Origin of the sequence: Sphingobacterium alkalisoli (assembly GCF_005049105.1) — a bacterium.
Taxonomy (GTDB): Bacteria; Bacteroidota; Bacteroidia; order Sphingobacteriales; family Sphingobacteriaceae; genus Sphingobacterium; species Sphingobacterium alkalisoli.
In genome coordinates, this window is sequence record NZ_SUKA01000001.1 from 306,112 (window position 1) to 318,273 (window position 12,162).

General features: G+C 43.8%; 11 protein-coding genes and 1 pseudogene. 7 read left to right on the forward strand and 5 right to left on the reverse strand.

The genetic code is table 11. The annotated features are described in order from the left end of the window. Window positions 1-3: 3 nt before the first annotated feature. From FAZ19_RS01200 to FAZ19_RS01210, 3 genes are read left to right on the forward strand one after another with little or no spacing between them, the layout of a single operon-like run. The gene (locus FAZ19_RS01200) at window positions 4-468 is read left to right on the forward strand and encodes a hypothetical protein (RefSeq protein WP_136818778.1); all 465 of its coding nucleotides are present in this window, start codon (window positions 4-6) and stop codon (window positions 466-468) included. Between the two features lie 53 nt (window positions 469-521). Beyond that, entirely contained in the window at window positions 522-1,247 is a 726-nt protein-coding gene (locus tag FAZ19_RS24185) for a M23 family metallopeptidase (protein ID WP_229707357.1), read from the forward strand. 1 nt (window position 1,248) lies between these two features. Continuing rightward, the gene (locus tag FAZ19_RS01210) at window positions 1,249-1,686 is read left to right on the forward strand and encodes a hypothetical protein (RefSeq protein ID WP_136818779.1); all 438 of its coding nucleotides are present in this window, start codon (window positions 1,249-1,251) and stop codon (window positions 1,684-1,686) included. Between the two features lie 60 nt (window positions 1,687-1,746). On the opposite strand, the gene FAZ19_RS23755 is transcribed toward FAZ19_RS01210, so the two are convergent. From FAZ19_RS23755 to FAZ19_RS01220, 3 genes and pseudogenes are all read right to left on the reverse strand, one after another. Next, window positions 1,747-1,923, reverse strand: a complete 177-nt coding sequence (locus FAZ19_RS23755) for a hypothetical protein (RefSeq protein WP_169305530.1) — start codon at window positions 1,921-1,923, stop codon at window positions 1,747-1,749. Between the two features lie 122 nt (window positions 1,924-2,045). Then, window positions 2,046-2,297: pseudogene (locus FAZ19_RS24430) on the reverse strand (AlbA family DNA-binding domain-containing protein); the annotation flags it as partial. Window positions 2,298-2,436: 139 nt separating this feature from the next. After that, a complete protein-coding gene (locus FAZ19_RS01220; RefSeq protein ID WP_136818780.1) occupies window positions 2,437-2,925 on the reverse strand; it encodes a hypothetical protein in 489 nt (162 codons plus the stop codon). Between the two features lie 907 nt (window positions 2,926-3,832). Between FAZ19_RS01220 and FAZ19_RS01225 the strand changes: the two genes are divergently transcribed. The 3 genes from FAZ19_RS01225 to FAZ19_RS01235 are packed head-to-tail and all read left to right on the forward strand — an operon-like array spanning window position 3,833 to window position 9,877. Continuing rightward, window positions 3,833-7,225, forward strand: coding sequence for a SusC/RagA family TonB-linked outer membrane protein (locus FAZ19_RS01225; RefSeq protein WP_136818781.1), 3,393 nt, complete (start codon window positions 3,833-3,835; stop codon window positions 7,223-7,225). Window positions 7,226-7,235: 10 nt separating this feature from the next. Beyond that, window positions 7,236-8,594: a RagB/SusD family nutrient uptake outer membrane protein gene (locus tag FAZ19_RS01230; RefSeq protein WP_169305531.1), complete on the forward strand. Its 1,359-nt coding sequence runs from the start codon at window positions 7,236-7,238 to the stop codon at window positions 8,592-8,594. Window positions 8,595-8,599: 5 nt separating this feature from the next. Further along, entirely contained in the window at window positions 8,600-9,877 is a 1,278-nt protein-coding gene (locus FAZ19_RS01235) for a TlpA family protein disulfide reductase (RefSeq protein WP_136818783.1), read from the forward strand. Between the two features lie 51 nt (window positions 9,878-9,928). On the opposite strand, the gene FAZ19_RS01240 is transcribed toward FAZ19_RS01235, so the two are convergent. Beyond that, window positions 9,929-10,162 carry a hypothetical protein gene (locus FAZ19_RS01240; RefSeq protein ID WP_136818784.1) on the reverse strand — a complete coding sequence of 78 codons (234 nt, stop codon included), beginning with the start codon at window positions 10,160-10,162 and terminating at the stop codon, window positions 9,929-9,931. A gap of 103 nt (window positions 10,163-10,265) precedes the next feature. Then, window positions 10,266-10,451, reverse strand: a complete 186-nt coding sequence (locus tag FAZ19_RS01245; protein ID WP_136818785.1) for a hypothetical protein — start codon at window positions 10,449-10,451, stop codon at window positions 10,266-10,268. A gap of 935 nt (window positions 10,452-11,386) precedes the next feature. On the opposite strand from FAZ19_RS01245, the gene FAZ19_RS01250 reads away from it, so the two are divergent. Continuing rightward, window positions 11,387-12,046, forward strand: coding sequence for a DUF3826 domain-containing protein (locus FAZ19_RS01250; RefSeq protein ID WP_136818786.1), 660 nt, complete (start codon window positions 11,387-11,389; stop codon window positions 12,044-12,046). The last annotated feature ends 116 nt before the right edge of the window (window positions 12,047-12,162 follow it).

Below are 12,162 nucleotides of genomic sequence, written 5' to 3' on the forward strand. Positions count from 1 at the left end.
AAAATGAATAAGAGGATTATTGCCTATTTTTATCTACTATCGTTTTTTGTTGGAATATTTCTGCTTTTTTACCCTTTCGCTAAGGAGGTTTATAACAAGAAATGTATAATCGAAAAGTACGGTTTTGGCTTTAATGAACGGAGAACGGCGTTAGGTTTATATCCCATACCCTCTGATTGGTCAATCGAACAACTTGATTCCTGTATAATATGGAAAAACCCAGTTGGAAAACTTGGACATAGATGGAAAAATATAGCTTTTAAAGAGTGTGATATTCTAAACGAACTTGATCTTTTCTCTTTTGGTTATGATTCGATTGCCGGAAAATATTCTAAAATAATAGAAGTTGAGACTTTGTATGATGAGAGTGCACAATTGAAGAATGTTATCTATAATTTGCAAATAGGAGATGAAAGTATAATAATTTCTAAGACAGAAGCTGATTCTTTGTTGAGAACTTTGAAGTAGGTCAATACGATTACGGAGCGAGGTTCTATGCGGAGATAGGTGGGTGGAACGTGGTGGATCCGCTGGCGGAGCAGATGAGGAGATATTCTCCGTATAAATATGCATTTAATAATCCTATACGTTTTATCGATCCGGATGGACGTAGACCTATTCCTTTATATAATACGTTTAAGAAGTTTAGTTGGAGAGTGGATTCTTGGTTTGGCCCAAGAAATACCGGATTAAAAGGCGCTAGTACTTATCATAAAGGTTTAGATTTTAATTATAAAGGAGGGGGTAATACTGACTTAGGGGCTCCTATTTTAAGTACACACGATGGAGTGGCATCTGTTAAGACAAGTACTTCTGGAACTGGTGGACGAATGATTACTGTAACTTCGCCAGATGGTAAATTCAGAACGAGGTACATGCACTTGCAAGATATTAATGTAGAAGAAGGACAAAAAATTTCGGAATCTGTAGAAATTGGTACTATGGGAGGAAGTGGAAAAGGAAAGGAATTGGGATGGTCATCACATCTTCATTACGAAATCCAGGTCTTTAATGAAGGGACGGGAGAATATGATCCTTATAATCCGACTCAGGGAAAAGGGAATAATGCTGATAACATCGTTGATCCACAGTCTTGGATTTCGGGTGGCCAACAAGCGAATGAGAATGAAGGATCTTCCGACAGGAATGGTGTAGGAAATGAAAGTCCGAAGGATGTGTCTAGATCTGAGGTGATTATATTTCATTTTAAGAAGTTGTTAGAAAGTTATTTTAATAAAAGAGATTAATATGAGCGTCCATTTGTGTCTATGCATTATTGGATTGGCAATGGGGTGTCAACCCAATAATACATCACAGTCTTTTCACTCAAAAGTTGATTCGTCTGCTTTGCAGTACCCAAAGTTCGATCTCAGTGATGATGAGTTTGGTTCTTTTCTAAAAAAAATCAGTGATGATACTGTTTATCAGTTTTCAAGAATCAAATTCCCTATTGTTAAAAAAAAGCTAACTGAAGATGGGGAAGAGGAGTCAAAGGTGGAATCTTATACGTGGGAGCATATGAACTTTGATAATGTTGAAGGGGTTCAACGTGAAATTTCCGCTCCTGTTGAGTTAGTTAGGAATGTTCGTTACTTTGATCCAGAGATTGCTTTAGAAGTTATTTATGTTTTTCATGAATTAGACGGGAAATGGTTCCTTGTTGAAATAGTAGATAATAGTAATTAGATTGGATCGCTCTTAATAAATCACAAGCACCTGACAAACTACGGATCGGGTGTTTGTGATTTATTGCGCATAGGCTTTTCCGGTCATTGCATCCCTGATAATGGCATTTGCCAGAAAGAGGAGCTTGTCCTTTATCGAGGCTTCGAGCTCCTCGATATCGTCTATGAGCTTCAATGTCTGCTTGTCCATGCTTACTTTGTCGGTCGTTCCGGCGAGGTAATCCTTTACGGGCCTCAACTTCGGAGGCTACATTTGCTGTAACAGATGAACAGACCAACTTTAAAATGCCGCTTGCACAAACCAAACAAACTGCTATCTTTGGGTAGATAAAGTTCTTTGAGATAGGCGATTTGGAGCTGTCACAGAATCGGGCAGACTACGGAAAAATCGTGGTAGCCAATTAGATTACGGGGCGAGGTTCTATGATGCGGAGATAAGACGGTGGAATGTGGTGGGGTTCGTAGATTTACCTCAGAGGTAATTCCCATTGCATTACGGATTTTATTGGGAATATCATCCATCAGTCTTTTATAGTCATCGATTCCCAATACGTTTCCATTATCATCTTTGCCGATAAAAATTACCCCATCTTGAGCATTAGCGAAACCGCATACCCTTTTAAGTAATCATCGTGCCTCGCACTTTTGTATTCTATATTTTGTTGTTCAGGCATAATGTTTTCTAAGGTTTTTTACGAATAATTGACCGTTTATTTTGGTTTATTATATTTGGTTGATCTTATTCACTTTCTTAAACTTCTATTCCCACCAGCGGCCGTTCTCCATCGCCGTAGAAATAATTGAAAAGCTGGCTGGGTTTGAGGCCAACTGCAATTGCTAAGCCGTAAGCTTCATACGCATATAGCTCATTAAACCTATTCTTAAACAGCTCTCCTAATCGAGTCTCTTTGATACATGATGCTTTGCTTAATTGTGCTTTTGAGTTTAATAAAGGGTTAAAAAGAATCTCCAATTTGTTGGTATTATTTTCTAAAGATTTTAGCTTGGATGCGGGATGGTTTTTAAAAAATAGTTTACAAAATTTGTCAAAGTCCTCATCAAGTGTCGAAATTACATTGCGAAAAGATTTTGCAGTGAGTCGAGAAGTCTCCCCTAGTAGAATTGTTTCAACTCTACCCTTTATATCGGAGTAATTAAATTTTCCCTTAAATTTTTTTGATAAAATATTCTCAACAAACAGTTTGAATGAATCTAAATTATATTTTTGATAATCAATCATTTGTGTATTATTTATTATCTAAATCGAGTATATGCTCGTTATTTATAGTTTAATTGTTATATTTGTTTTATAATCAGTTTATCTGATTGAGTCTCGTCGGAAGAAACTAGCAATTTTGTAAGACGCGAGACCACTAGGAGTTTTATCCCTATTTTGCCTATATTTGCAGAATGCGGGATAGGCTCCTGCTGGAAACCGTGTCAGGTCTTTGCTAGTACCTTTCTGGCGGTGGAAAGCAGGAGCCTATCCTTTTTTATTGCGCTCTCTTTTCCAAAGACTCATTATATTTTTTTACTAACCATAAATGATGCGATGAAAAGGAAACCCGTACTAACCCCTCAAACAAAACGACACTTCTGCGAAGTGCAACTGTGCTATTGCCTACAACTTAACATCACCGTTATCAATCTACGCGAATAAATAGCTTACGATACTCGGATGTGAATGAGATCGCCTTATATTAAAATAGGGCGGGGTATACCAAAGCCGTTCTCCAACAAATGGATAAGCCTTGGTCATTCGTTTTCATCCAGTACCGATCCTTCCTATGACACCTAAGGTTATCCTTGGCATAAATGAGCGGATAGGCACGTTACTATTTATTCTTTTGCAACAATAAATGTAGCGTCTTTTTCGCGGTTTTGCAAATCAGAGGATCGCTTAGCGGTATAGGAAGGTCGGTTTTTGAAACAAATTATATACACAAGCAATTAGAAGCAATGAAAAAACAGTTATTCAAAAACATTATTAAGTCCCCCGAGTAGGGACAGTCCCGCCCGATCCTGCGCCTGGATACCGTATTATTGACCACTTGATGACCCCCGTGAGCAGCGCCCAATAGGATCTTTTTTATGAATTAATTTATTAAAATAGTGAAGGCGAAGCCTTTACACTAATCATTAAAAGAATGCGAAAATTACGCAAAGGGGAAAGCTATGCACTATGGCGAGCGATAGATATTGCCCCATTTAGAACTAGAAGATCGCCACTTCGCTGCGCTCATCGCGATGACGGAGATACAACAGGAGTAGTGCAAAGTAAGCGGTGCATACCGCCGATAGTATACCACACAAAGTTGGTGACGTTATTAATTTTTTATATATGTGTGTTGTTTAGTGATGCCCAGGCGCAGTCGGGTCGTATTCTCGGAGGGGAAGTACGCTCGGCTGCCGACGGGCAGACTATCGAAGGGGTATCCGTACAGGCGGGTACTAAATACACCTTAACGGACAAAGAGGGGAGGTTCAGTATGACTGTAACCCAACCCAAAGGAACACTAAAGATCTACCACATTAGCTATGCGGCACAGACTGTCGCCTACGATGAAAAGACAACATCCGTAGACATCACGCTGCAGCCCGCCGAAAACCGGATCGAAGAAGTTGAAGTGGTCAGCACGGGTTACCAGCGTATCCCAAAAGAAAGAGCCACGGGATCTTTTGAGTTTGTTGACTCCGCATTGTTCAACCGGAAAGTTTCTACAGACTTTGTAAGTAGGCTAGAGGACGTAGTGCCCGGGATATCCACCAATAAGACAAGCGCGTCGAATAGGGGCAATCTGCTCAATACGAATATACGTGGTGTGAGTACACTCTCGGCAGACCGCTGGCCCCTGATTGTTATCGACGGTATCCCCTATGAAGGTAAGCTGGCCGATTATGGTCTCGGTAATTTTAACAACATCAATCCGAACGATATCGAAAATGTAACGGTACTGAAGGATGCTGCGGCGGCTTCCATCTGGGGGGCACAGTCGGGAAATGGTGTGATCGTGATCACCACAAAAAGGGGTAAGTTTAAGGAACAGGCCCAATTATCCGTGAACGCGAATATAAGTGTACGGGACAAACCCGATCTCTACTACATGCCGCAGATGAATACATCCGACTACATCGATGCGGTTCATACGCTTTTTGATAAAGGACGGTATGATGCGTCGTTTAGCCGGTGGAATGCAAATGTGCAACCTATCCTATGGCGTATGAAAGCGCAGAGGGACGGGGTGATATCCCGAGAACAGCTGGATACGGAGATGGATGGCCTTCGCGGGCTAGATATGCGGGATGATTTTTTAAAATACGTATATCGAAAAGCGGTCAACCAGCAATACAATATGCAGTTGCAGGTGGGAGGCGAAAAGGTCAATTCACTGTTTTCACTTGGCTATGACAAGAATTTAAATGAACTGGTCACCTCTTCCTACAAAAGAACCGTTCTGAAATCCGTAACGCAGATGAAACCGATCAGGAATTTGTTGCTGGATCTCGGCATTACGTATACGGAGTCCGACGCTCAGGAAAGTCTGGATCCGGTGGCTTATAATCAGATGGCTTCCGGCGAAGCTAATTTTCCCTATCTCCGGTTGGCAGATGCCAGCGGCATGCCACTGGCAATAGATCTCAGTTCACGTAATCCCGCATACCGCGATACGGTCGCGGGTGGGCGGCTTCTCAATTGGTCTTATACACCACTCAAAGAGCTACAGGCTTCGCGCGAAACACAGGTTTTACGGGAGACGCTGTTGAATTTTTCAGCAAACTATACGTTCGACTTTGGGATGAAACTGCATGGAATCTACTCCTACCTCAGAAATTCCAATCCCATAAAAAGTTGGAGGGGCATGGAGTCTTACTACCACCGCGACCTCCTCAACTACTACGCGAGCTGGAATCCCGAACGGGTTACCTGGAGTTTACCCTTAGGTGATTATGTGCTACAGAACAACTGGAACAGCCATACACATCACGGTCGCCTGAACGTGGAATTCAGAAGACGCTGGAAAAACAGGCATGATCTTACACTTTTGGCGGGTGCTGATGTGCGCGAACTGGGAAGAACACTCAACGTTGCACAATATTACGGTTTCGATCCCGAGACCGGAAGCCATAAGTCGGTATGGTACGGCGCAGAGGTGCCTGTCCTGAACGGAAAGGGTGGAGTTAATAATATAATAGACCGTAACCGTTATGAAGAATTTCGCAATAGGTTCATTTCCTATTATGCCAATGGTGCTTATACCTATGCCGACCGATATATCGTGAGCGCCAGTTTTCGTAAGGATGCATCCAATCTCTTCGGGGTAAAGAGTAATGATCGGGGACAACCGTTCTGGTCTGTGGGAGCAGCATGGCTGCTTTCGCACGAAAGGTTCTTTAGGGATGATGTCAACCTACTTAAATTGCGGGCGACGTACGGATACAACGGCAACGTGAATAATGCTGTAGCTGCATTTCCCATCATGGCAGTACAGAGTGAGGCGCACTACATCACGGGAGAAAACTACGCGATGATCAGTCTGCCGCCAAACCCCCGTCTTCGCTGGGAAAAAGTATCCAACCTCAATCTGGGCCTTGACGTTGCGCTGCTGGATAACAGGCTGTCGGGAAGTATCGAATATTACCGTAAGCAGCCCAAAGACTTGATTGCAAATGCGCCCGTTGACCCTTCTACCGGCTTTACTACGCTGATGGTTAATTCCGCCAACCTGGACACCAAGGGTTGGGACATTGCGCTGAACGGTGTTCCGCTACGTAGCACAAATATGCGATGGACAACCCATGTTATCTTCTCCTATGCACGGACAAAGGTGAAGAAAGCATATATAAGCCCGGGTGCAACGAGTCCGCAGTATATCGGCGCGGCGCACTCCAGATTGATGACACCCATTGAAGGTATGGATCTGTTTAGCCAGCTGACCTATCGATGGGCGGGCCTGGACCCGCAGACCGGTGAACCGCGCGCTTACCTGGACGGTGAGATCTCGAAAGATTATGCCGCTATCGTAAGCAGTAGGGTCGAAGACCTTGAAAATCACGGTTCGCTGGTGCCGCTTTATTACGGCGCATTCCGAAACAGCTTACGGTACAGGTCGGTAGAGTTGTCATGTAACATCGCGTACCAGTTAGGACACGTATTTCTTCGACGCTCCTTCAGCAACGACCGCTTTGTGAACGGCGGGGTAGGACACAGCGACTACGCCATACGCTGGCAGAAGCCGGGCGATGAAAATATAACCGATGTGCCCGCCTTCGCTTACCCGGCCAGCGCCAATGCAAGCCGGGTATATGAACGATCATCGGCGCTGGTCGAGAACGCGGGGCATATCAAGTTACGCGATGTGCAACTTTCGGTACAGGTTCCCGCTGCCGAACGGTTAAGGATCAAAAATTGTCGCCTCTATGCTTACCTACAAAATCTGGGTACAGTCTGGTTTGCCAACGATCTGGGTATCGATCCGGAATACGGCAGTTCGGCTCCCGATGCATTTATGGCATCGCTGGGCTTAAGTTTTAACTTTTAATATGTGCTCCATGAAAAATATATATGCAATTATAGGCCTCGTATCGAGCTCCCTCAACTTTTCCTGTTCAGAATTTCTGGACGAAAAGCCGGATATAAAAATGGTCGTACCAAAATCACTTACCGATGTCGAGCTGCTCCTAAACGATTACGCGGCCATGAATATGGGGTACCCACTCCTGGGCGAGTGGGCGACGGATGACTACTACCTAACCAAACAGAGCTGGGAGGCGATCGCAAACCAGGACCAGCGTAATGCGTACATCTGGAAAGACGAGCCCTACGAAGATGCGGTGCAATGGCAACGCCCCTATAAAACGGTTTACATCGCCAATCAGGTACTGGAGATATTGTCGGGCTTACCGAAAACGGGTGATCCGCCAACCTATCAGCGGGTGTACGGTGCTGCCCACTTCTTTCGCGCTTTCGCTTTTCATCAGTTACTAGAGGTGTATGCGCCAGCCTACGACTCCTCGACTGCCGGCGTAGAATTGGGGATCCCCCTGCGGCTAAGTCCCGATATCGACGGGTCTGTTGGAAGAGCAAACCTAAGCGACAGCTACGGACAGGTACTCAGTGACTATAGAATCGCTATTTCCAATTTACCGGGCAATGAAGGCCGAAAAGGACAACCGCATAAAGCAGCTGCACATGCCGGCCTGGCAAGGGCCTATCTGTATATGGGGATGTTCGCGGAAGCTTATCTACATGCAGATTCGGCGATACAGCTAAGCCCCGAACTGATGGATTATAATAAGCTGAAGGAAACAGATAATTTTCCGGTGCCGCGGTTCAATGGCGAAGTCCTCTTCCCGGCGATGAGCACCAACGCGGGGCCAATGGGCTTCACTATTGCACTGGTAGATTCAACATTGTATGCAAGTTATGCCGAGAGTGACCTACGCAGGACAATCTTTTTTAGATCCAACGCGGCGCCAACAGGCAGTTACCTGTATCGCGGCAATTACGACAGAACGTCGGCCCAACTTTTTGTGGGACTGACCACCAGTGAAATATACCTCATCAAAGCAGAAGCTGCGGTGCGTGTCGGGAAGTCGGCGGAAGCACTTTTAGCACTTAACACGCTACTGAAGAAACGTTGGGAACTAAATTCCTTTGTCGATATAGAGGAAGCCGATGCGGGCCGCCTGCTAGCAATAATATTGCAGGAGCGGCGGAAGGAGCTTTTATTTCGTGGCCGTCGTTGGGCTGACCTCAAGCGATTAAATACCGAAGGGGCTTTTCAAAAGACGCTGGTGCGGAAGATAGGAGATCAGCAATATACATTGGAGCCGAACAGCCCTAAATATGCCGTTCGGCTACCCGAATCGGTTGTTCGAATCGGCAACCTACAACAGAATAAACGTTAAACCACATGAAAAGGATAATCAAAATTAAACATCTCGTCTGGGGCATGGTTGCCCATGTTTTATTGTTCCATATGGCCATGGCACAGTCGCAGGGGACTCCTGATCTTAGCCGGGCGCTAAAAATCGGAGATACTTTTGTGCCTCCGGCTGGTACGCAGGTAATGCGCGGGGAAATGGAAGCGATCGATTGGGAATTGCTGGAAAATAAAGTCATCATTCTTGATTTTTTCGATACCTACTGCGGGACCTGCATCGCATCGATGCCGCATTTGCAGGAGCTACAGGACAAGCACTCGGACAAGCTGCAGATTTTTAATGTGACATGGCAGGATAAAAAAACTTTAGCGAAATTTTTTGCTACCAACGCTTTTATAAAAGAGCACAAGGTAAATCTCCCAGTTCTATATTCCGATGCTGCCCTAAAATCGCTTTTTCCATATCGTGCCGCCCCACATATTGTCATGATCTATAAGGGCAGGGTGCAGGCGGTGACATTCAACCGTCTGCTCACGGAAGAAAACGTACTCGCGTTATACCATGCGGGAACGATTGATCTTCCATCAAAAAATGATTTTGGTGAAGCGCTTGCACTTTCGTCCTCTGCTGGGAATGCGATAGGTAATATCAAAGCCGGTGCGTGGATAACGGGCTATCAAAATGGCGTCCCTACCCGATCTTTGACGTTTGAGCGCGACACTGTGAACGGGTTGCTGAAGAGCACAATAACTAACCGCTCCATCTACCGTTCCTTAGTGAATACATGGGCACAAATTGAACCACGGGAATATTTTGTGACGAACCAACGGGTAGAATGGAAGGTAAAAGATAGTTCAGTTTACAAGGATTTCGAGCAAAATGGAGAAGGATGGGATAGTAAATTTGCTATCTGTTATCAACGTACTGATTTTGTGAACCGTGACAACGTCTCACAGGCTAAGGTCGTACTGAGCGACTTACACCGTTTTCTGGGACTAAAATCATATTGGAAGAACAAAGTTATGGACTGCTGGATTTTTAGGCCCTGTACGCCCAAATCTGGGGAGGCAAAAGCACTCGAAAACACCATGAAGTTTGAAGGAAGTAATGCGCTTGCACGTTTTATTGGAATAACAGGCAGATTCCCCCTTGTTATGGATCAGGCCAAGATCCCAGAGGATATTTTGGTGGGGTCGTTTTCAGGTATAGAAGAGCTTAACATACAGCTACAGGCGTACGGGATCGAAGTGATACAAGGAGAGGCTGAATTCGAGGTGTTTGTTGTGGAAGAGGATGGCTGCCAATAACATAAGGGTATGGTTTTCGCCATACCCTTTCCGAAATTTTATGTAAACTATCTATCTAGCGGGCCGATCTTTCAGCTTTACATTCGTAGTAGGAGCCTCATTTTGCAACGCTTGAGTCATCTCTGTAAGCAGTGCTTCATTGATGACCGGATGGTCACTGCCATCATTGTTTGCCTGTATGGCACAGACTTCTTCTGTGCCGGGGCATGATGGTTGGCTACCTTGTATTGTATAGTCTGAAGGATTTGTCGGATCACCGCTAGGATTCAATTGAAACCAGGCCATTTCTATTTCCGATTTTTTAACTATCTTTACTTAGATTTATAAGGTTACAACATGTTACTCGCATGTTGGCCGCTGTGCCTCCGGCTTCCGGGGGCATTGTATTTTACAGCAAGCGGTCTTGATTGTTTCTCCCTCCCCGTACCGGGGGGAAGAGCGCAAACTTACGCCAGCGCCATAGGGCAGGGCCTGTGCAAAAAGCGAACTCCTCAAAACCGCTATCCCCTAGCGCTCGCCTTGTCCCCCATAGGGAAGTAGCCCATCGGCAAGAGGCCGATGTTGGAACTATCATCTGGTGTTGGTAGCTGCTGCGGTAGTAATTTTGAAGTTGTAGTTTTTGCGTTCATTTTTCAAACACTTTATTTATACAGCAAATTTAGAAGGTGTGATTTAGAGAGGCTTGTATCATTGATACACATTTTTATAGGTATTGTATTTTTTCATGTAAATTTGCCATTTCCCCGTACAGATCTGTCATTTCCCGGTACAGATCTAGCGATCAGCCGTACAAAAAGTTGACTATTCTGTACGGAATTTTGATAAAGATGTACGGAACTTTAAAAAAGTTGTACAGAACATTTAAAAATCTTTACAGAAGGTGCGAAAACTACTCTCGGGCCGTTAACGACCTGTTCGACGACGGGCCTGTTTTGTACAGAATGTTCATAGATCTGTACAGAATGTTTAACAAGCTGTACAGGTTGCTGTACATTCAGTACAGAATAATGAAAAAGTCCATTGTCTTTCTGAACATTCTGTACGGGGAAACCAACGACCTGTACGGGGAAATGATTGTTTATAAATTATACTATCTTCCAAATATTACAGAAGGCCTCTCTTCGTCACCTTAGGAGAAAATGCGTTCAGTGCTCGCGAAATAATCGCAGCAGGATATAGATGCGATCCATACAATCTTACTATTTATGCCCTTATTTTGTGAAAATAAATGCAATAAAAATACCGAATCAATGCAATATTTTAAAAAGGAAAAGTTTTCGGATTAGCTAAATCGTTGTTAGGTAGGCTGTACCGAAATATAGGGTTTTATTTGATGTGATAAGATTGTATAGTAAATGGATAATCAAGCATAGTATTCTAACGTAAAGAATACGTTACTTTGAATTAATCAATTATAAGTAAGCACTGCGATAAGTTGTGCTATGGTTATAAATCAGATAAACAGTTTTACTAAGATCAAGTTTAGGAAGAAAGTTAATTAATAGAAAGATGAGGGGATTACAGACATTTTATTTTCTTTTTTTTGTCATAGCTTTTAATACGGCATCGGCTCAGGATAACCGGCAGGAGTATCTAAAAGTAATTACGGAACGTGCGGATAAGATCGTGGCGACATTGGGTATCCAAGATAGTGTGCAGTACTATAAGGTACGCACCCTTGTGGTAAATCAATACGATATGATCAATACCCATCACGAAGCAGAGCAAAAGAAAACACAGGCGCTGAAAGAGAAATTTAAGGCTGATAAGGAGACGCAAAAAAATAAAATTGCGCGGATCGAGAAGACTGAAGCCAAGAAACTTCAAAAATTGAATGCGAAGTATGTGTCGAGCTTGTCTAAGCTATTGACAGACGAGCAAGTGGAGGCGATCAAAGATGGAATGACCTACGGTGTATTGCCGAAGACCTATGTGGCTTTTCAGGAGATGATTCCGAGTTTAACGGTTGAACAAAAGAAATTTGTACTAACGAACTTGACTGAGGCACGCGATTTGGCGATGGCCGAGCCGGGATCCAAAGAGAAGCATGCCGTGTTTGGTAAATACAAGGGAAGAATTAATAATTACCTATCTAAGGAGGGGTACGATTTGAACGAGGAAGGAAAGAAATGGCAGGAAAGGATTCGCAATAAAGAGAGTACACTCTAGACAAAGAATCTCGCTTATTAAATTAAGCATCAATTTTAGTAATCTTACGCTCTAAGGCTAACCTATCGGGCGTAAATAGAACATGTTTATAAACCTATTTATTATCACGTTCAAAA

What these genes read in the sequence shown, in the direction of transcription:
- FAZ19_RS01200 (WP_136818778.1), top strand. Translation starts at nt 4, where the DNA reads ATGAATAAGAGGATTATTGCCTATTTTTATCTACTATCGTTTTTTGTT.
- FAZ19_RS01230 (WP_169305531.1), top strand. Translation starts at nt 7,236, where the DNA reads ATGAAAAATATATATGCAATTATAGGCCTCGTATCGAGCTCCCTCAAC.
- FAZ19_RS01220 (WP_136818780.1), bottom strand. Translation starts at nt 2,925, where the DNA reads ATGATTGATTATCAAAAATATAATTTAGATTCATTCAAACTGTTTGTT.
- FAZ19_RS01250 (WP_136818786.1), top strand. Translation starts at nt 11,387, where the DNA reads ATGAGGGGATTACAGACATTTTATTTTCTTTTTTTTGTCATAGCTTTT.
- FAZ19_RS01245 (WP_136818785.1), bottom strand. Translation starts at nt 10,451, where the DNA reads ATGATAGTTCCAACATCGGCCTCTTGCCGATGGGCTACTTCCCTATGG.
- FAZ19_RS01240 (WP_136818784.1), bottom strand. Translation starts at nt 10,162, where the DNA reads ATGGCCTGGTTTCAATTGAATCCTAGCGGTGATCCGACAAATCCTTCA.
- FAZ19_RS01235 (WP_136818783.1), top strand. Translation starts at nt 8,600, where the DNA reads ATGAAAAGGATAATCAAAATTAAACATCTCGTCTGGGGCATGGTTGCC.
- FAZ19_RS01210 (WP_136818779.1), top strand. Translation starts at nt 1,249, where the DNA reads ATGAGCGTCCATTTGTGTCTATGCATTATTGGATTGGCAATGGGGTGT.
- FAZ19_RS01225 (WP_136818781.1), top strand. Translation starts at nt 3,833, where the DNA reads ATGCGAAAATTACGCAAAGGGGAAAGCTATGCACTATGGCGAGCGATA.